17 protein-coding genes are annotated in these 19,158 nt (G+C 58.5%); 10 read left to right on the forward strand and 7 right to left on the reverse strand.

What is annotated here, in order from left to right; genetic code table 11:
* The first annotated feature begins 43 nt into the window (after window positions 1-43).
* Window positions 44-631 (forward strand): lytic transglycosylase domain-containing protein, encoded by a 588-nt coding sequence (locus V8J84_RS09695; protein WP_339930492.1) that lies wholly within the window; start codon window positions 44-46, stop codon window positions 629-631.
* Here V8J84_RS09695 and V8J84_RS09700 read toward each other — a convergent pair.
* From V8J84_RS09700 to miaA, 7 genes are all read right to left on the reverse strand, one after another.
* Window positions 628-1,458 carry a DUF1206 domain-containing protein gene (locus V8J84_RS09700; protein ID WP_339930494.1) on the reverse strand — a complete coding sequence of 277 codons (831 nt, stop codon included), beginning with the start codon at window positions 1,456-1,458 and terminating at the stop codon, window positions 628-630. The genes V8J84_RS09695 and V8J84_RS09700 overlap by 4 nt on opposite strands.
* 54 nt (window positions 1,459-1,512) lie before the next feature.
* Window positions 1,513-3,597 carry an ABC transporter ATP-binding protein gene (locus V8J84_RS09705; RefSeq protein WP_339930496.1) on the reverse strand — a complete coding sequence of 695 codons (2,085 nt, stop codon included), beginning with the start codon at window positions 3,595-3,597 and terminating at the stop codon, window positions 1,513-1,515.
* Between the two features lie 106 nt (window positions 3,598-3,703).
* Window positions 3,704-5,149 (reverse strand): ABC transporter permease, encoded by a 1,446-nt coding sequence (locus V8J84_RS09710; RefSeq protein WP_339930498.1) that lies wholly within the window; start codon window positions 5,147-5,149, stop codon window positions 3,704-3,706.
* Window positions 5,150-5,161: 12 nt separating this feature from the next.
* Window positions 5,162-6,217 carry an ABC transporter permease gene (locus V8J84_RS09715; protein ID WP_339930500.1) on the reverse strand — a complete coding sequence of 352 codons (1,056 nt, stop codon included), beginning with the start codon at window positions 6,215-6,217 and terminating at the stop codon, window positions 5,162-5,164.
* Between the two features lie 123 nt (window positions 6,218-6,340).
* Complete coding sequence (locus tag V8J84_RS09720; RefSeq protein WP_445285964.1) at window positions 6,341-7,987, reverse strand: ABC transporter substrate-binding protein; 1,647 nt, start codon at window positions 7,985-7,987, stop codon at window positions 6,341-6,343.
* A 246-nt stretch (window positions 7,988-8,233) separates the two neighbouring features.
* The gene (locus V8J84_RS09725) at window positions 8,234-9,067 is read right to left on the reverse strand and encodes a helix-turn-helix transcriptional regulator (protein WP_339930502.1); all 834 of its coding nucleotides are present in this window, start codon (window positions 9,065-9,067) and stop codon (window positions 8,234-8,236) included.
* Window positions 9,068-9,135: 68 nt separating this feature from the next.
* Window positions 9,136-10,026: a tRNA (adenosine(37)-N6)-dimethylallyltransferase MiaA gene (miaA, locus tag V8J84_RS09730; RefSeq protein WP_339930504.1), complete on the reverse strand. Its 891-nt coding sequence runs from the start codon at window positions 10,024-10,026 to the stop codon at window positions 9,136-9,138.
* Window positions 10,027-10,172: 146 nt separating this feature from the next.
* Between miaA and pyrH the strand changes: the two genes are divergently transcribed.
* From pyrH to V8J84_RS09775, 9 genes are all read left to right on the forward strand, one after another.
* On the forward strand, window positions 10,173-10,898 hold the full coding sequence (gene pyrH, locus V8J84_RS09735) for a UMP kinase (RefSeq protein ID WP_339930506.1): 726 nt from the start codon (window positions 10,173-10,175) through the stop codon (window positions 10,896-10,898).
* Window positions 10,899-11,084: 186 nt separating this feature from the next.
* The gene (gene frr / locus V8J84_RS09740) at window positions 11,085-11,648 is read left to right on the forward strand and encodes a ribosome recycling factor (RefSeq protein WP_339930508.1); all 564 of its coding nucleotides are present in this window, start codon (window positions 11,085-11,087) and stop codon (window positions 11,646-11,648) included.
* 64 nt (window positions 11,649-11,712) lie between these two features.
* Complete coding sequence (gene uppS, locus V8J84_RS09745; RefSeq protein ID WP_339930510.1) at window positions 11,713-12,453, forward strand: polyprenyl diphosphate synthase; 741 nt, start codon at window positions 11,713-11,715, stop codon at window positions 12,451-12,453.
* Window positions 12,454-12,456: 3 nt separating this feature from the next.
* A complete protein-coding gene (locus V8J84_RS09750; protein WP_339930512.1) occupies window positions 12,457-13,260 on the forward strand; it encodes a phosphatidate cytidylyltransferase in 804 nt (267 codons plus the stop codon).
* Window positions 13,257-14,426 carry a 1-deoxy-D-xylulose-5-phosphate reductoisomerase gene (gene dxr / locus V8J84_RS09755; RefSeq protein WP_339930514.1) on the forward strand — a complete coding sequence of 390 codons (1,170 nt, stop codon included), beginning with the start codon at window positions 13,257-13,259 and terminating at the stop codon, window positions 14,424-14,426. The genes V8J84_RS09750 and dxr overlap by 4 nt, the downstream gene beginning before the upstream one ends.
* A gap of 4 nt (window positions 14,427-14,430) precedes the next feature.
* Window positions 14,431-15,795 (forward strand): RIP metalloprotease RseP, encoded by a 1,365-nt coding sequence (gene rseP, locus V8J84_RS09760; RefSeq protein ID WP_339930516.1) that lies wholly within the window; start codon window positions 14,431-14,433, stop codon window positions 15,793-15,795.
* Window positions 15,796-15,870: 75 nt separating this feature from the next.
* The gene (locus V8J84_RS09765) at window positions 15,871-15,996 is read left to right on the forward strand and encodes a hypothetical protein (protein ID WP_339930518.1); all 126 of its coding nucleotides are present in this window, start codon (window positions 15,871-15,873) and stop codon (window positions 15,994-15,996) included.
* A 124-nt stretch (window positions 15,997-16,120) separates the two neighbouring features.
* The gene (gene bamA / locus V8J84_RS09770; RefSeq protein ID WP_339930520.1) at window positions 16,121-18,430 is read left to right on the forward strand and encodes an outer membrane protein assembly factor BamA; all 2,310 of its coding nucleotides are present in this window, start codon (window positions 16,121-16,123) and stop codon (window positions 18,428-18,430) included.
* A complete protein-coding gene (locus V8J84_RS09775) occupies window positions 18,430-19,080 on the forward strand; it encodes an OmpH family outer membrane protein (RefSeq protein WP_339930522.1) in 651 nt (216 codons plus the stop codon). The genes bamA and V8J84_RS09775 overlap by 1 nt, the downstream gene beginning before the upstream one ends.
* Window positions 19,081-19,158: the final 78 nt, after the last annotated feature.

A 19,158-nucleotide genomic window follows, 5' to 3' on the forward strand; every position in this document is an offset into this window, starting at 1 on the left:
GCGTGTGGTGAGATGTGACGGAACGGGGCAAAGGTTTTCTGATATGAAACGATTGGCAATCGCGGTCACGATCGCGGGTATTTTTGCGGGCCATATGTCTTGGGCCGACACCATTTCCACGCGGTCCCGCGCCAGCCTTTTCCAGAACCAGCTGTCGGTGCTTGATGGGCGGGCTGCGTCGCAATATTCGAACTCGATCAGGTTGCAACCACCACGAGTCGAAGTGCCCGGCACGCCTGCCGCTGTTCAGCGCTATACGGGTCGCTACAACGGCCCGCTTCTGGATGTGGCGCGCTCGGCCGCCCGCCAACACAACGTGCCAGAGGATTTGTTCCTGCGGCTGGTGCAACAGGAAAGCGGCTGGAATACCAATGCGTTGTCAGTCAAAGGTGCCATCGGACTTGCGCAGCTGATGCCGGGAACGGCGCAGCAGCTAGGTGTCAACCCGCACGACATTCGCCAGAACCTTGAAGGCGGCGCGCGCTATCTGCGCACGCAATACAACACCTTCGGAACATGGGAACTGGCGCTTGCGGCCTATAACGCAGGGCCAGGTGCAGTGCAGCAATACGGTGGCATTCCGCCCTACCGCGAGACGCAGAATTACGTGCGTGTGATCTGGGGCGGCTAGCCCAGTTTCGCGCTTAGGGTGGTGATGTCAGGATCGGATAGTTTGTCGACGATCCTGTAGCGTGCATTCACAAACAAAAACAAAGCGAATCCCAGCAGGCCGATGCACAAAAGCGTCACAAGGATGCGCCCATAAGGCTCGCCCGACAGCCATGAAAACATCTCGCCCAAGCCGCCGGCTTGCGACGGATCGTGGCGCACGGCCGCGAACAGCAGAAACGCGCCAATGGTTCCGACCGTCAGACCCTGCGCGGCAACGCCTGCTTGCAGGGCAGGCGACCAGTGTGTGGTGAAGTGGTTGCCTTCCAGTTTGTCGCGATACGATTGGGTCCACGCCTTGCGCAGATAGTAGATGCCCGCACCAACGGTTATGGCGCCCGCAGCTCCGACGGCCCAGACACCCAGTGGCATCTCCATCACCATGCGGGTGGCTTGCTGAATGCGCGACGGTCCGCCTTCGCCATCGCTTGATGTCGCGGTGATGGCAAAAGCCGCGATCCCGATGACGCCATGAAGCAGGCCGGTCACGACCATGCCGCCGCGCGCGATCAAACCTTTCCCGTCTCGCCCGTAATCCTCCAGATCGGCGATACCGTCCAGTACGCGCCAGCCCATGTAGGCCAGCAATCCGATCGCGATGATATAAAGCGCGAATTGGCCGCCAAAGGATGTCTCAAGCGATTTGAGCGCCTCGGATGTGCCTTGGGCATCGCCGCCCTGCCAGATCGTCCAGAGCGAAAGGCCGGAGATCGCAAGATACGTCAGCCCGCGTCCGGCATATCCTGCACGCATGACAGGCATGGCCCAGTTCATCTTGCGGTCTGGCATTCTGGCGTCCCCCGATATGGTCACAAGACCAATCCACGGGGGCGCAATAGGTTCCTATTCGGCGGCGACCTGAATAACAGGCTCCATCTCGTCAAGCTGCGCATCGGTCAGGTGGCACTTGACCTGATGCCCGTCTGCAAGGTGACGCACCGCAGGCACTTCAATCTCGCATTTGTTGCCGGGCACCTGTGACTTCCAGCGACACCGCGTCTGGAACGGGCAACCGCTGGGCGGGTTCATGGCCGACGGAATGTCGCCTTCCAGCACGATGTGCTTTTTTGTCACTGACGTATCGGCAATCGGCACGGCGGACAGCAACGCCTCGGTATAGGGGTGATAGGGGGGTGCAAAGACCTGATCGGTGCTGCCCAGTTCAACCACATGGCCCAGATACATGACCATCACGCGGTCCGACAGGTAGCGGACAATCGACAGGTCGTGGCTGATGAAAAGCAGCGTGGTTTTATGTTCGCGCTGAATTTCCATCAGCAGATCGGTGACTGCGGCCTGCACAGATACGTCCAAGGCACTGACAGGTTCATCAGCCACAACGATCCGCGCATCACCGGCAAAGGCGCGGGCAATACCGACGCGCTGTTTTTGACCACCGGACAGCTGGCGCGGCATGCGGTTCGCAAATTCGCGCGGCAGTTTTACCAGATCAAGCAGTTCGAGCATGCGTTTCTTGCGCTCTGCTTCGTTCTTGCCGACTTTGAAAATCTCCAAAGCGCGGATGATCTGGCGACCCACGGTCATCGACGGGTTGAGCGTATCAAACGGGTTCTGGAACACCATCTGGATGTCGGCCACGTTCTTGGTCGACCGCTGTTCGATGGGCACGTTTCCGATGGACTGGTTGTCCAGCAGGATGTCGCCTTCGGTCGCTGTCTCCAGCCCCATGAGGACCTTGGCAAAGGTAGATTTGCCGCAACCGGACTCGCCCACGATGGCCAATGTTTCGCTTTCGCGGGCTTCAAACGATAGGGTTTCGTTGGCTTTCACCACCTTCTTGTCACCGCCGCCAAACAGGGCGTTCGCCGCCACCTCGTAGTATTTTTTGAGGTTGTCCATTTTCAGAACAACAGGGCCGGGGGCGGGTTTCTCGGTTTGCGCACCCACCTCGGGTGGGGCGGCCCAGTCAATTTCGGTGTTACGCAGGCAGCGGGTCTCGTGGCGGTCATTGCCGTGGACCTTTTCCATCGGGATGGGCTGGGCGTCACACCGGCCTGCCTCGAAGTAATCGCAGCGCGGGCCGAAATTGCACCCGTCAGGGCGTTCGTGCGGCAAGGGGAAGTTGCCGGGGATCGCGATCAGAGGGCGTTCGTTCTTGTTGGCGCCCGGCAGCGGGATCGACCGGAACAGCGCCTGCGTATAGGGGTGCTGCATATCGTCAAACACGTCCTCGATGCTGCCGCGTTCCACCGCTTCGCCGGAATACATCACGCAGATGCGGTCACAGGTTTCCAGCACCAGACCAAGGTTGTGGCTGATGAACAGCATCGACGTGCCGTATTTCTTGCCAAGGTCTTTGACGAGTTCGACCACAGCCGCCTCAACCGTCACGTCAAGCGCGGTTGTCGGCTCATCAAGGATGAGCAGTGATGGCTTGGACATCAGCGCCATGGCGATGACGATACGCTGTTGCTGACCACCCGAAAGCTGGTGTGGATAGCTGGACAGGATGCGCTTGGGGTCGGGCAGTTTGACGTCTGTCACTACTTCTAACGCACGGGCCATCGCCTCTTTTTCCGACACGCCCTCGTGGATCATCGGCACCTCGGCCAACTGACGCCCGATCTTCATTGCGGGGTTCAGGGACGCCATCGGTTCCTGATAAATCATGGCAATTTGGGAGCCACGGATGTCGCGCAGGCGTTCGGCCGACATGGTGTTCATCTCCTCGCCCTTGAACTTGATCGAGCCGCCGACGATGCGGCCGTTGACGCCCAGATCCTGCATCACGCCCAAGGCGACAGTGGATTTGCCGCAGCCGGACTCTCCCACAACACCAAGTGCCTCGCCCGGCATGATCTTGGCCGAGAAATCCATCACGGCGGGAATCTCGCGCAGGCGGGTGAAGAAGGAAATCGACAGCTTGTCGATCTCGAGGATTGGGCCGTCGTAGTTTTCGTCACTCATGTTGTTTTTCCTATGTCAGGTGGGACAACGCCCAGATTACGTCTGTGTGGGGCCACGGTGCGCAAGCGCATCGTTTACCCGCACCGGGCGCGGCATGCGCCGCCCCTTAATCCCTCAAACTTTCTTCACGCAAGCCGTCGGCCAGTAGGTTCAGACCCAGCACAAGCGTCAGCAGGGCAAGGGCAGGCGGCAATGGAGGATGCACAAAGATCAGCAACAGTTTGCGGCCTTCGTTGATCGTGGTGCCCCAGTCAGGGCTTTCCGACGACAGACCCAGACCAAAGAAGCCCAAGGTGCCCAGCAGGATCGTGGTGTAGCCAATCCGCAGACAGAAATCGACTATCAGCGGGCCACGTGCGTTGGGCAGGATTTCCCAAAGCATGATGTACCACGCGCCCTCACCACGGGTCTGGGCGGCGGCGACATAATCGCGGGTGCGCAGATCAAGTGCCAGACCGCGGACAATACGGAACACTGTGGGCGAGTTGACGAATACGACCGAAACGAACACCACAAGGATATCGAGGTCAAAGAGATCAAGCCACGCAGGCAGAATGTCGATCACAGTGCCCTTTTGGTTGATCATCGACATGTAGAGTACCAGCAGCACACCCAGCACGACGATCAGGATCGGTGTGCGCTTGGACGGCTGCGTGTAGTAGCGGCTGTTGAGCAGCACCCCGAAGAAGATGATCGGGAAGACGAACAACACGGCGGCCATGAAGGACGGAATGCCGGTTGCCACGATCTCGGGTGTGACCAGCAGGTAGAACAGCAGGATCACGGGGAACGCGAGGATCAGGTTGGCGATGAACGATAGGATCGTATCCAGACGACCACCGTAAAACCCCGCAGGCAAGCCCAGCGTGATGCCGACCATGAAGGCAAAGACCGTCGCCAGTGGCGCGATCGCGACAACGATGACAGACCCATGCACCATGCGGCTAAAGATATCGCGGGCAAGGTTATCACCACCCAGCAGGTAGTAGGAATAAACGCCGTCTTCCTGCTCGGGCATTGCGACACCGGGCAACTTGTTTTTGAGGCCTGATACCTGGCTCAGCGGGTCATGCGTGGCGATCAAATCAAACACGCCGGTGAATAGCGCGGTAAAGACCCAGAACATCACAAGACCAAAACCGATCATGCCGACAGTGCTGTCAAACAGCTTGCCGTAAAGGCCAAGGCTGCGCTTGAACTTGATCGAAAGCGCATAAGTCACGATCAGGGCGATCCAGACGGGGATGAACTGTTTTGCCATCGCACCAAAGATGCCAACGGTGCCGACCGGGGTGAAAATGCCCGCGACCACATAGATCAGGATGATGGCGAGCACCGCAAGAAATGCGAATTTCACGATCCGTTCGATCCCGCCAAGCATCCCGCCGCGTACGGCGATTGATCCATCAGGATTTACCTCGATGGCGGTTTCCTTGGCGAAAAACGCGCCGATGATTTGCAAGATAACCGCCACGACCAGCACCGCGACAGCGATACCAAGAACGGGGTTGAGGAAGGTGCCGAGCGTGCCGGTCCAGTTTAAGGGGTCCATGTGATTTCTCCCTTAAGAAATGCGGATGCGGGGGTTCAGGAAGACATAGCCGATGTCGGAAATCAGCTGTGTGATCAGAACCACGATGACGGAAACGACCGAGACGGCCAGAAGAAGTTCGATGTCGTTGTTGCCAGCAGCTTGCACCAGCACCCAGCCGAAACCTTTGTAGTTGAACAGGGTCTCAACGATCACGACGCCGTTCAGCAGCCACGGGATTTGCAGCATGATGACAGTGAAGGGGGCGATCAGCGCGTTACGCAGCGCGTGGCGCATGACGATTGTGGGGAACGACACACCCTTGAGGCGGGCGGTACGGATATATTGCGCGGTCATCACCTCGGTCATGGACGCGCGGGTCATGCGCGCGATGTAGCCCATGCCGTAAAGCGCGATGGTGATGACGGGCAGAAAGAAATTCTCGAAATTCGCGTCATCCATCGCTGCCGTGGCGGTGCCTTTGAAATACTGCATCCCGAAGGCGGAGGTGGCAAAAAGCGCGATAAACACAACACCCGATACATATTCGGGCGTGGCGGTGGTGATGATCGACACGGTGGACAGGGAGCGGTCGGTGCGCGACCCCTCCCGCATGCCAGCCAGCACGCCGATGATCAGCGCGCCGGGGACCATGACCATCAGCACCCAGAACATCAGCTTTCCGGTCAGGCCAAGGCGCGTGGCGATGATCTCGGACACGTCGTTCTTGAATACGGTTGAAAAGCCCCATTGCCCTTGCAGCACGCCGCAGAAAGTGGGTGCGTTTTCGATATCTTCGGGGGTGGCACCGGCCGGCGCACAACGGGCGCGCAGCTCTCCGTCCGCGCCTTCGATCACGTAGCCGGGCAAAACGCCAAGCCATTGACCGTATTTGACGGGCAGGGGCTGTGCATAGCCGCGATTGCCAAGGAATGTCAGCACCGCCTCGTCCGACATCCGCGCGTTACCTTGCGTTTTTGCCAGTTTTTCAAGGTTCGGTGTGAGGTTGGTCAGCCAGAACACGATAAATGTCAGGCAGAGCGCCGTCAGGAGCATGACCCCTAGTCGGCGCAGAATAAACAGTCCCATATGTGGCCCCTGTTGGTCCGGTCACGCGGGATCATTGCCCGCGTAATTCTTGGTGGGCGCCTGTGTAGCGCCGTTGGCAAAAGGGCCGCCCCGATATGGGACGGCCCGTTTTCTTATGTCAGCTTAGGCAGCCAGACCAATCGACATGATCGGCGGCAGGTATGCGATGTGCATATCCCAGCCCACAAAGCCCGGCTTGGCGTGACGGTAAACCGTGCGCCAGTATGGCTGAATGGTGACGCCTTCGTCGGTCATGATGGCCTGAAGCTCTGCCATGATCTCGCGACGGGCATCGGCATCGGCAACCGCGTTGGCACCAGCCAGCAGCGTGTCGAACTGTTCGTTGGAGAACGCAGCTTCGTTCCACGCCTCGCCCGAACGATAGGCCAGACCAAGGATCTGTGTGCCCAGCGGACGGTGGTTCCAGTTGGTCGACGAGAACGGATACTTCGTCCAGTCGTTCCAGAAGGTCGAACCGGGGATGATTGTCCGCTTCACGTTGAAGCCCGCGTCACGCAACTGGGCGGCAACCGCGTCAGTTGTGTTCTTGCGCCAGTCATCGTCAATCGACACGATTTCCATCTCGAAGTCGGCCATGCCAGCTTCGGTCAGCAGCGCGAGTGCTGCCTCTGGATCGTAGCCAATCGCCGGAACGTCAGCCCACTCAGGGTGCATCGGGCCAACGTGCTGGTTACGGGCGGTGACGCCACGGCCAGCATAGCCAAGCTCAAGACACACATCGTTGTTGACGGCCATTGCAATCGCCTGACGCACACGCTTGTCGGCGTAGGGCTTCATGCCATCGACTTCGGCTTCCTGGTTTGGACGGATAACGATCGTTGCGGCTGATGCCACTTCGGAACGCTCCCAACCGATTGACTCAAATACGTCGACGAAATCGCCAACGGTTTCGTATGTCATGTCAACTTCGTCGGCTGCAGCAGCGGCCACCCAAGCGGATGGGTCTGTGCCGTAGTCGATGAATTCGAAACGGTCGATGTAGGCACCTTCGCCAGCGGCATAGCCCCACCACTCGTGGTCAGGATTGCGCACAACCACGCCCTTAACGCCCACTTCAAGCGATTCAGGCATGTAAGGACCTGTACCAACTGGATTTTCCAGCATTGTGTCTGCGTTGAAGTCAGCAGGCACGATTGCGGCAGGATAATCGGACATACCGGCGATCAGCGTGATGTCGGGGGCAGGCAGGTTCAGCACAACGGTGTGTGGACCTGTGACCTCGATTGCGCCGTCGATGGCTGTGCCGGACTCTTCGTCGATCAGCACGGCGAAACGGCCCGCCATCGAGTTGCCTTCAACGTTCTTGTCACACCAGCCGGTGATGTTGCGTGCCACGTCCTCGGCGGTGAAATCTTCGCCGTTGTTCCACTTCACACCCTGACGGACGTTCAATGTATACTGTGTGGCGTCTTCGTTCACTTCCCAGCTTTCCAGCAGGGACGGGTTGAACGAACCGTCGCTGTCGTAGCGCACGAGATACTCCAGCCAACCGGCTGTGTAGAACGCGATCTGCGTCCAGTCGTATGTGCGTGGATCCTTCAGTGCGCGGACTTCCATCTGCATGCGGCATGTGCCGCCCTGCTGGGCGTGTCCTGCAGCAGCAGCTGGCGTAGCACCAATCATGGCGTAGGCGGCGGTGGCTGTGAGGCCAAGACCTGTCGCGCGCGCCATAAACTCGCGGCGATCCATTAGGCCTGCCTTATGCTCCTTGGCATACATCTCGGCGGCCGGGTGGACCGTGTTTTTCATCATTTGCGTCATTCGTTTCTCCCTGAGACACATCTTTGGTGTGGGGGTCCGACAGGTGGCGTCGGCGGGCGCGTGTCTTTGCCGCGCAGTCTTTTTTGTTCCCCAGCCATGCCATTGCGCATTTTTTTTGACTGAAGGTCAACGGATCGTTTCGACTTATTTGGTCCAAATGCGACATTTCGCACTGTCTAAATGCGACTTCTGCCAGCATTCAAAGCGGTTTGGGGGCCAAGCCGCGCCTTTGCGTCAACCCTGACGTGCAGCGCATGCGCCGTGTTTGCGAAATGTGCTGGGGGTCAGCCCCGCATGTGCCTGAAAGCTGCGGGTAAAATAGGCCGCGGACCGGAAGCCCAAAGCCGATGCGATATCACGCACCGGGATGCGGGTATCGCGCAGCATGACGCAGGCCTCGTAGTGGACACGGTTGCGCAAAAGCGCCAAGGCGGATTTGCCGCAGGACTGTTTGCAGCAGCGCGTGAGATGGGTGGGTGTCACGCCTAGCTCTGCGGCGAAGTCGGCAACACCTTTTTGGCTGCGGTAATCGCGTTCGATCAGATCGCTGTAGGCCGCAACAAGGCGCGCGGCGCTGGTTTCGGCACGCTGTGCATTGGGATCGGCGGGCTGGTCTTCAAGCTGCCGTTCAAAGAAGACCGACAAGATGCCAAGGTGATAATGCGCCGCACGCGAATGGGCATTCCGGCTAGATTTGATCTCGCGCTCCAACCCTTCGAACAGGGTGCTGGCCTCTTGTTGCTGGGTCACATCGCGCAGACGCATGTGCACCGGCGTATCGGGCCACTCGGGCGCCATCGCCGCAGGGATCGTCAGGATTTGACCGACAACGGTTGGCCCAACCTCGAACCCGTACATGACATGGGCCGGAATAAAGATCAGGTTGTTTGGCCCGTATCCGCGCGTCAGGCCAGCTACAGTGATCCGGCCCTGACCCTTGGTGATGTGAATAAGGCGCGGTGTGGCATGGCTGCGCATGGCTTCTGTCCGCCAGCGCCCGTTTTGCTGGCTGTAGGCGATCCCCGTCAAAGACAACGGCGTGGCAAGGTGTTCAGTGGCAAGGGACATGGAACTTCCGGATCATAGCAGCAGGTCCGGCAATGCTAACCAAAGATTTCCACCAAACAACGACGATTTCAGGGCAAAAACCGCAAAGCTGTGGATAGATCGGTGGATGAAATGGGCAAATTGTGCCAGTCGGCCATGCGCTTGCGGAACCATGTGCGCTGTCGTTTGGCGTATTGGCGGGTCTTGATCGTGATGGTTTCGCGCAGATCGTTTGCCGATATTTTGCCATCCAGATGGTCAATCAGATCGGCAGCACCAATGGTTTTGGACGACGCATGTTGCGGGTTCCAGACAGGACGCATGGCGCGCCCTTCGTCTAACAGCCCCATGTCCATCATCAGATCGAACCGCTGCGCGATGCGCGGCGTGAGCCAGTCTTTCGGGGCATCGAGCACGATGCACGTGGCATTCTCAGCAGGCAAAAGTGGTGATGCGGGCAGGGCATGCCAATACGCCATGCCGTGACCTGTGTGTGTCAGCACCTCCCACGCGCGCTGCACCCGCATCCGGTTGTGCAGATCAAGCGTGTCACGCGTTTCCGGATCAAGCGCGGCAATCATTTCCGCCAAGTCGCGGATATTACCAGCTTGCCTGATGTCGTCGGGAATAGGCGGGATCGGTGACAGGCCGCTCGTGAGGGTCGATAGAAACAGACCTGTGCCACCCACGATGATCGGGCGTGTTCCTTGTGTCAGATAAGGCGTGACCGCTGCGATCCAGTCGCCCAAGTCAAAAGCACCATCATAGGCCACCGCGCCATATAGTGCATGCGGGGCTAATCGCTGCTCTTCCGCCGAAGGTTGCGCCGACAGGATCGGCCAGCCCTGATAGGCCTGTAGCGCATCGGCGTTGACGATGATGCCACCCTGCTGCTGCGCAATATGCAGCGCCAATGCCGACTTGCCCGAGGCGGTTGGTCCCGCGATCAGGACAGGTTTATCGGCGTGGATATCAATCATGCGCGTGCATGTCCCACATCCGGCATACGGGCGTAAAGGGGCAGGGCTTTGCCAATGGGACAGGCACCTGCCGATCACGCATTGAACATCGGGACGGTTTCAGACATTTTGCGCCGAAATCACATCCCATATTTATGAGGCCGCCCATGTCTGATGCCGACAACACAGCTTACAAACGCGTGATGCTGAAAATTTCCGGTGAGGCGCTGATGGGCGACACATCGTTTGGTCTGCATCCGCCCACCGTTGCCCGCGTCGCGCGTGAGGTCAAGACGGTGCACGATATGGGCGTCGAGATTTGTATGGTGATCGGTGGCGGCAACATCTTTCGCGGCCTGCAAGGCTCTGCGCAGGGAATGGAGCGGACCACGGCCGACTACATGGGCATGCTGGCCACAGTGATGAACGCGCTGGCGATGCAATCCGCACTTGAAGAACTGGGCATCCACACGCGCGTTATTTCGGCCATCACAATGAACGAGGTGGCAGAGCCTTACATCCGCCGCCGCGCCGTGCGCCACCTTGAGAAAAAGCGCGTGTGCATCTTTGCCGCTGGCACAGGCAACCCGTATTTCACCACCGACACCGCCGCGACCCTGCGCGCAAACGAGATGAACTGTCAGGCCATTCTCAAGGGTACAAAGGTTGACGGCGTTTACGACAAGGACCCGGCCAAGCACGATGATGCCGTGCGCTATGACCGTGTGACATATGATGAAGTGCTGCAAAAACACCTGGGCGTGATGGATGCCAGCGCGATCGCGTTGGCGCGTGATAACCACTTGCCGATCATCGTCTTTTCACTGGACGAGCCGGGCGGTTTCCGTGGCATTCTGGCGGGCGAGGGGACCTATACTATCGTCCACGACTAGTCTTACGGTCGCCTCAACCCGTCCATCGGTGCGGATTTCCGCCGTTATGCACAAAATCTGCCCAAACCCGCACGAACCGCTACCCTATACAGGTGGCAAGAATTGACGTAAGACAGGCCAAACGCTGCGGCAAACCCGCGCATTGGGCAACGATCAGGGCGCAACGCCCGCTGGAAGAGCAAGAACATGTCAGACGAATTTGAACTTGATACCGACGACCTTGGCCGCCGTATGGATGGCGCTATTGCAAACCTGCGCACTGAATTTGCGTCTTTGCGGACGGGCCGCGCCTCTGGCTCTATGCTGGAACCGATTATGGTTGATGCTTACGGGTCGATGACACCGATCAATCAGGTTGGCACAGTGAACGTACCGGAACCCCGCATGGTGACCATCAATGTGTGGGACAAGGGCCTTGTGGGTAAGGTTGAAAAGGCGATCCGCGAAAGCGGCCTTGGCATTAATCCGCAGCTCAACGGCACCATCATCATGCTGCCCATCCCCGAGTTGAACGAAGAACGCCGCCGCGATTTGACCAAAGTTGCCGGAAACTATGCAGAGAGCGCGCGCGTGTCTATTCGGAACCTGCGCCGTGACGGCATGGACCAGATCAAAAAGGCCAAGTCCGACGGCATGTCCGAGGACGACCAGAAGTTCTGGGAACAGACCGTGCAGGAACTGACCAACGACTACATCAAGCAAGTCGACGAAGCGCTTGAAAACAAACAAGAAGAAATCATGCAGGTCTGAACAGGCAATCAGACGGCACTACTGGTTGGCCATCGCGCTGACCCAAAAAATGGGGGCCAAGCATATGGCCAAGGATCTGGCAGATAATTCCGAAACGGACCGCAAGGGACCGGGCCATGTGGCCGTCATCATGGACGGCAACGGGCGTTGGGCGCAGCAGCGCGGACGACCGCGGCTGTTTGGTCACCATGCGGGTGCCAAGCGCGTCCGTGAAATCGTCAACGCCTGCCCCGATCTGGGCGTCAAGTATCTGACGATTTTTGCATTCTCGACAGAAAACTGGAAGCGCACACAGACCGAAGTGGCTGGCCTAATGCGCCTTTTCCGGCGCTACATCGAACGCGAGGCACGCGATCTGCTGCGCGAAGGTGTGCGCGTGCGCTTTATCGGTGACCGGATGAAGCTGGACGAAAAGCTGGTGTCCTTAATGGACAATCTGGAATTGCTCACCTCCGGCAATGACCGCGTGCACCTGACGATTGCGCTGAACTATGGTGGTCGCGATGAGGTGACCCGTGCAGCCCAACGTCTGGCCTACGAGGTTGAACAGGGTCGTCTGTCTTATAAGGACGTTGACGCCGAAACCCTGTCAAAATTTCTTGATACCCACGTGCTGCCTGACCCTGATCTGGTGATCCGCACCAGTGGTGAGGCGCGTATTTCGAACTTCCTGCTTTGGCAGTCGGCCTATGCCGAATACGAATTTGTCGACACGCTCTGGCCGGACTTTTCCGCCGGTGAGTTTGGCAAGATCGTGGGCCGCTATGGTGTGCGCGAGCGGCGTTTCGGCGCGGTGCTTGCCTAACCAATGACCGGAATGCCGACACCCCCCGCGAAATGGGATGACCTGACGGTGCGCATGACTTCAAGCGCGTTGATGGTGCTTGTGGGGGCTGTTGGCGTGATCGCAGGCGGCGTCTGGTTCCAGATGATGGTGGTCTTTGTGACGGCCGTGATGATCTGGGAATTGTGGATGATGATCTCGCCAGAGCGGGCGACGTCCGGCATGTTACTCGCCGCGCTTACCGCGTCGGTTCTGTCTGGCATGATGCTGGACGGCACGCTGATCGGTCTGCTGCTGTTTCTGGTCGTTCCTGTCATCGGCGTTGTGTCTGTCCGCCACGAGAAGCGCGCGTTTTTTGCCTTTGCGCTGGGAATACAGATTGCCGGTTGGGGCCTTGTCGAGTTTCGTGAGAACTACGGGTTTACATGGCTTTTGTGGCTGATGATGGTCGTCATCGCCACTGACATCTTCGGATATTTCGCCGGCAAAGCTTTTGGCGGCCCAAAGTTCTGGCCCAAGGTCAGCCCCAAAAAAACATGGAGCGGCACAGTCGCAGGCTGGGTGGCTGCGGGCGTGGTCGGTTTTGTCTTTACGCTATTCACGAACGCAGGTCTGACGATCATCGTCATTTCGATGGTGCTTAGCTTTGCAGGCCAGATGGGCGACATCGCGGAAAGTGCGCTGAAACGCCGGATGAAGGTCAAAGATAGCTCTGAACTGATCCCTGGTCATGGCGGTCTGTTTGATCGCTTTGATGCGCTTTTGGGCGCATCTTTGTTCATGCTTCTGGTTGCCCGTGTGTTCAACGTCCCCGGAGTTGCCTTTTGAGACGGATCAGCGTGTTCGGCGCCACGGGGTCTATCGGGCAAAACACCATCGACTTGATCAGGCGCGATCCTGATGCCTATGATGTTGTCGCCCTGACAGGTGGGCGCAATGTCGCGCAATTGGCGAATGATGCCAAAGACTTGCGCGCCGATATTGCAGTCATTGATGATGCGTCCTGCCTGAATGATCTACGTGATGCGCTGGCCGGCACAGGCATTGAAGTGGCTTGCGGCGCGGACGCGATTGCCGAGGCGGCCACGCGTCCTGCTGACTGGATCATGTCGTCGATCGTTGGGGCTGCAGGTCTTGCACCGGGCTGGGCCGCGCTTGAACAAGGCACGACACTGGCACTGGCCAATAAGGAATCGCTGGTCACTGCCGGACCGATACTGTTGGAACAGGCGCGCACGCACGGTGCCACGATCCTGCCGGTGGATAGCGAACACTCCGCCGTGTTTCAAGCGCTGGTGGGCGAGGATATGGGCGCGGTTGAAAGGGTCATCATCACCGCATCGGGCGGCGCATTTCGCGACTGGCCCTTGGACAAGCTGGCGGATGCCACGATTGAACAGGCGTCCAGCCACCCGAACTGGGATATGGGGCAGCGGATCACGATTGATAGCGCATCCATGTTTAATAAGGGCATGGAGCTGATTGAAACCAAAGAGTTTTTTGGTGTCCGACCTGACCAAATTGAAACGATTATCCATCCCGAAAGCCTGATCCATGCGCTGGTGGGGTTCAACGACGGTGCGCTGATGGCGCACGTGGGCCCGCCTGATATGCGCCACGCGATTGGCTATGCGCTGCATTGGCCGGACCGCAAGGCACTGCCTGTGGAACGACTTGATCTGGCGCAGATCGGATCACTAAATTTCCGCGCGCCCAAAGATGCCCGCTATCCGGCCCTTGCGCTGGCAAGGCGCGTTATGAAGGAGGGCGGTCTTACAGGCGCTGTCTTTAATGCCGCCAAGGAATGCGCGCTTGATGGCTTTATTGCCGGAAAGATCGGGTTTCTTGATATGGCGCGGGTTGTGGAAATGACGCTCGACAAAATCTCGGCGCATGATGGGCTGCAAAATGTCCAAATGACCCTAGATACAGTCATGGAAACGGACAGGCTTGCGCGCGCGCGGGCAGATGAAGCGATTGCAAAGCTAGGGTGAAACTTTGGACCTGACACAGATATTACCGGCACTCAGCGGCACGGTTTTCACTTTGGTATTTTTTGTGATCGCCCTGTCGGTGATCGTGGCGATCCATGAATACGGCCATTACATCGTGGGGCGCTGGTCGGGCATCCACGCGGAAGTTTTCAGCATCGGGTTCGGGCCGGTTCTGGCCAGCAAGGTCGATAAGCACGGCACCAAATGGCAAATCGCGGCCTATCCCTTTGGCGGTTATGTCAAGTTTCTGGGCGATGCCAACGCGGCGTCTGTCGGTGGCGATGACGAAGCGCTTGAGGCTGTGGCGCAAAGCCGTTTCACCGCACGCAATACGATGATGGGGGCGCCACTTTGGGCGCGCACGGCGACTGTCGCGGCAGGCCCCATTTTTAACTTCATCCTCGCGATCCTGATTTTTGCGGGCTACCTGATGTATCAGGGCACACCCGTTGAGCCGCTGACATTCGACAAGATGCGCGATGTGCCGGCGGGCAAGGAAAGCCTGTTCGCAACCGACTTGCAGCAGGGCGACCAGATTTTGACAATCGGCGGCTTTCCAGTCGCTGGAACGCAGGATCGTGACAGCGCGATCAGCCGGTTAGAGCCTGCGCCGCGGATTGATTACGGCATTAACCGTGATGGTCGCGAGATGACCGTCGAGGGTCCGTTTCCGATCCTGCCCATGGTCGCCAGCATCCAGCCGCGGTCTGCTGCTGATGATGCGGGCTTGCGGGTTGGTGACCTGATCACGGCAGTAAACGGCAACCAGATCGTTTCGTTTGCAGAACTTGTGGCAGCCAAAGATGCGGCAGGCGATGATGCGATGGTGCTGACCGTCCAGCGTGGCGAGGACGAATTGATCAAGGAGGTCGCCCCGCGTCGTGTCGACATTCCCAATGCGGACGGCAATTTTGACACCGTCTATCTCATAGGTGTGACGGGCGAACTGTTCTTTGACCACGCGACAGAGCCTGTGGGCGTCTTCACGGCTCTGAGCGAGGGCACTCAGCAACTGTGGTGGCGGATCACGACATCGCTGTCGGGCCTGTGGCACATCTTCTCTGGCGCGATTTCCACATGCAACCTGTCGGGCCCTGTGGGCATTGCGCAGGCGTCAGGATCGATGGCTAGTCAGGGGGCGGGCAGCTTTGTGTTGTTCATCGGCATGCTATCGGCGGCTGTGGGATTGCTAAACCTGTTCCCGATCCCGATCCTTGATGGCGGGCACCTTGTTTTCTACGCCTACGAGGCTGTGACGCGGCGCAAGCCAAGTGATGCTGCACTGAAGTTTCTGATGGCCGGTGGTCTTGCTGTGATTGGCACGCTTATGATCTTTGCTTTGCTTAATGATCTGGTGCTTTGCCCCTAAGGTGTCACGGGTCTGCCTAGAAGCTGCCACATTTGACCGCTAGTTCTTTCGCAAGTGTCGAAGGAGACTATTCAAATGCAAATGATCGCCCAAGGGTATCGCGGTGTCTCTGTTCTGGTTGAACTGAATTGGGACCGCTTGCTGACCACAGCCACGATTGTCGGGTCGCTTTATGCGGCATCCTACATCGTCTTGCTGTAAGCAGCTTTTCGCCTACTATATCTGCCAGGAAGCACGTCGCTCGCGGCGTGCTTGTTCGTTTTGACAAGGCCGTCTTGAAGGATTACTCACTTACCCAGTGGGATGGCAGAGCAGGCGATAAAAAATGATCCGGTCAACAGGGCGCGTGGCGCAGTTTCAGGCAGCGACAAAATCTGCCGGTTTTGCGATTTTGTTAAGCGTGGCAAGCGTCTTGCCGCATGCTGCCATGGCGCAAAACTTTACTTTCAATTCGGTGAACATCGAAGGCAACCAGCGGGTTGAGGATGGCACCATCCTTTCGTTTGCCGGAATCAGTCGTGGTGAAACGCTGACTGCGGGCCAATTGAACGATGCGGTGCAGAATATTCGCAACTCCGGCCTGTTTGAATCCGTCGATGTGACGCCCAGCGGCGGCACGCTGAATATCAACGTTGTTGAATTCCCGACCGTGTTCCGTGTGAACGTCGAAGGGAACTCCGAAGTGCGCGACGCAGAGCTGCTGTCGGTCGTCCGGTCGCAACCGCGCCGCGTTTACAGCCCCGCACAGGCCGAGCGTGATGTGGCCGCCATCACCGAAGTTTATGCAAGTCAGGGCCGGATCAACGCGACGGTCACGCCGCGGATTATCCAGCGTTCCGACAATCGCGTGGACCTGATTTTTGAAGTGAACGAGGCTGGCGTCACCGAGATCGAGCGCATCAGCTTTATCGGTAACCGCAGTTTCTCGGAAGGGCGCTTGCGCCGTGTGCTGGCCACCAAGCAGGCCGGTGTTTTGCGCGCCTTGATCAGCGCTGATACCTTTGTCGCTGACCGGATTGATTTTGATCGTCGTGTGCTGACGGACTTCTACCAGTCTCGCGGCTATGCCGATTTTGTGGTGCAGAACGTGGATGTCGCGCTGACACGCGAACGCGATGCTTATCTGATTACGTTCAACGTGCAGGAAGGTCAGCGTTTCGCCTTTGGCGACGTGACACTGACCAGCACGGTGCCCGGCGTGGATGAGGCGCTGTTCCGCAACGCCCTGCGTACAAGCACCGGTGACATTTACAGCCCTGCCACCGTGGAGACCGATATCGCACGGCTTGAGCGTTTGGCGATCCAGCAGGGCATCCGCTTTTTGCAGGTAGAGCCGCGGATCACGCGCGATGACCGCAATCTGCGTCTGAATGTCGAATTTGCACTTGTTCCCGGTGAGCGTGTCTTTGTCGAGCGGATCGATATCGAAGGCAACAGCACCACGCTGGACCGCGTCGTGCGTAACCAGTTCCGCACCGTGGAAGGCGATCCCTTTAACCCGCGCGAAATCCGCGAGAGTGCCGAACGTATCCGTGCCCTTGGCTTTTTTGCCGATGCGCAGGTGGAAGCCCGCGAAGGCTCGCGCCCCGATCAGGTCATCATCGACGTTGATGTGACCGAACAACCTACAGGATCGCTATCTTTTGGTGCCAACTTCGACACCGATAACGGGCTTGGGCTTGTTGCCAGCTATCGTCAGCGCAACTTCCTTGGACGTGGCCAGAACCTGAATTTTCAGCTGTCCACCGCAGAATCTAACCGTCTGCTGACGTTCTCGTTCACAGAGCCGCAATTTCTGGACCGTGATTTGCGTGCAGGGATCAACCTTGCCTACCGCACCACCGATAACCAGAACGCGCTTTATGATACCGAAACATTCCGCCTGAGCCCGACGCTGAACTTCCCTGTCAGCGAAAATGGCCGTTTGGCGCTGTTTTATGCCGCCGAATATACCGACCTGACCGACGTGCAGGACGATTCATCGGTGATCATCCAGAACGAGGCTGACGCGGGGGGCATCTGGACCAATTCGCTGGGCTACACCTACAGCTATGACACCCGCCGCACGGGGCTTGATCCGAACTCGGGCGTCTTGTTGCGCTTTGGTCAGGAATTCGGCTTTGGCGATAGCAACTTCATCAAGACGACCGCTTTGGCATCTGCCGAAACGAAGGTCTTCAACGAAGAGGTCACCCTGCGTGCCACCATCGAAGGCGGGCATCTGGACTACGCTGACAACGACAGCCGCGTCACCGACCGCTTCTTCCTTGGCAGCCGCGTGCTGCGTGGTTTCCAAGCCGGTGGTATCGGCCCGCGCGATGCGGCAACCGACGACGCGCTAGGTGGTAACACCTTTGCCGTGGCGCGGCTTGAGGCGGAATTCCCGCTGGGTCTGCCAGAGGAATACGGCCTGTCGGGCGGTGTATTCCTTGACTACGGGTCGGTCTGGGACGTGGGCAACACCTTCGGTCAGGATGTGCTTTATAACGATTTCACAGGCCGGACTGTCGCAGGTATCGCTGTCTTCTGGGACACGCCGATTGGCCCGTTGCGCTTTAACTTTACCGAAGCGCTTGATGCACAGGACCGTGACCAGACCAAAGCGTTCGATATCACGATCTCAACGCAATTCTGATGCGGCGTCCGCTGGGATATCTGGCGGGCTGCATCATGGCGATGCTTCTGGCCGGGCAGGCGGTGGCACAAGATACAGCGCCGACGCCTGCGCCGTCATCAGTGCTGATCATCGACAACGATGTGCTGTTTCTGAACACGGCTTACGGGCAGCGCATCCTGTCAGAGCTTGATGCCGCAGCCCAGCTTGTGCAGGCCGAAAACGACCGGATCGTGGCCGAGCTTGTCGCCGAAGAAAGCAGTCTGACTGACCGTCGCCCGACGATGGCACCGGACGTCTTTCGCGCCGAGGCGGCAGCGTTTGACGCCAAAGCGCAGGAATTGCGCCGTGAACGTGATGCTGCGCGCGACGACCTGGTGGCCCGCCGATCAGCCGAGCGTGCGGCCTTTTTCGACCGAGTTCATCCCATCATCGGCCGCCTGATGCTTGAGCGGAACGCCTCGGTGGTGCTTGATCGCCGGTCCGTTTTTCTGGCCGTGGGGTCCGCTGATATCACGCAGGACGCGATTGCGCTGGTGAACGAAACATTGGGCGACGGCACGCGCCCCGAACCTGTCACACCGCCGGACGATCCTATCATCACGCCTGCGCCGTCGCCTGATACGCCTGCCGTTATCGACCCCATTGAGACGCCTGCCACAGACGACTAGCCCGCGCTTGCCCGGATGCGGGCAGTTTGTTAGTGATCTCAAAGGCTTTGGCCGCGCGTAGATCACAAAGGACGCATT

The organism is Yoonia sp. 208BN28-4, from assembly GCF_037543925.1.
Taxonomy (GTDB): domain Bacteria; phylum Pseudomonadota; class Alphaproteobacteria; order Rhodobacterales; family Rhodobacteraceae; genus Yoonia.

What these genes read in the sequence shown, in the direction of transcription:
- V8J84_RS09695 (WP_339930492.1), top strand. Translation starts at nt 44, where the DNA reads ATGAAACGATTGGCAATCGCGGTCACGATCGCGGGTATTTTTGCGGGC.
- V8J84_RS09700 (WP_339930494.1), bottom strand. Translation starts at nt 1,458, where the DNA reads ATGCCAGACCGCAAGATGAACTGGGCCATGCCTGTCATGCGTGCAGGA.
- V8J84_RS09705 (WP_339930496.1), bottom strand. Translation starts at nt 3,597, where the DNA reads ATGAGTGACGAAAACTACGACGGCCCAATCCTCGAGATCGACAAGCTG.
- V8J84_RS09710 (WP_339930498.1), bottom strand. Translation starts at nt 5,149, where the DNA reads ATGGACCCCTTAAACTGGACCGGCACGCTCGGCACCTTCCTCAACCCC.
- V8J84_RS09715 (WP_339930500.1), bottom strand. Translation starts at nt 6,217, where the DNA reads ATGGGACTGTTTATTCTGCGCCGACTAGGGGTCATGCTCCTGACGGCG.
- V8J84_RS09720 (WP_445285964.1), bottom strand. Translation starts at nt 7,987, where the DNA reads ATGAAAAACACGGTCCACCCGGCCGCCGAGATGTATGCCAAGGAGCAT.
- V8J84_RS09725 (WP_339930502.1), bottom strand. Translation starts at nt 9,067, where the DNA reads ATGTCCCTTGCCACTGAACACCTTGCCACGCCGTTGTCTTTGACGGGG.
- miaA (WP_339930504.1), bottom strand. Translation starts at nt 10,026, where the DNA reads ATGATTGATATCCACGCCGATAAACCTGTCCTGATCGCGGGACCAACC.
- pyrH (WP_339930506.1), top strand. Translation starts at nt 10,173, where the DNA reads ATGTCTGATGCCGACAACACAGCTTACAAACGCGTGATGCTGAAAATT.
- frr (WP_339930508.1), top strand. Translation starts at nt 11,085, where the DNA reads ATGTCAGACGAATTTGAACTTGATACCGACGACCTTGGCCGCCGTATG.
- uppS (WP_339930510.1), top strand. Translation starts at nt 11,713, where the DNA reads ATGGCCAAGGATCTGGCAGATAATTCCGAAACGGACCGCAAGGGACCG.
- V8J84_RS09750 (WP_339930512.1), top strand. Translation starts at nt 12,457, where the DNA reads ATGACCGGAATGCCGACACCCCCCGCGAAATGGGATGACCTGACGGTG.
- V8J84_RS09765 (WP_339930518.1), top strand. Translation starts at nt 15,871, where the DNA reads ATGCAAATGATCGCCCAAGGGTATCGCGGTGTCTCTGTTCTGGTTGAA.
- bamA (WP_339930520.1), top strand. Translation starts at nt 16,121, where the DNA reads ATGATCCGGTCAACAGGGCGCGTGGCGCAGTTTCAGGCAGCGACAAAA.
- V8J84_RS09775 (WP_339930522.1), top strand. Translation starts at nt 18,430, where the DNA reads ATGCGGCGTCCGCTGGGATATCTGGCGGGCTGCATCATGGCGATGCTT.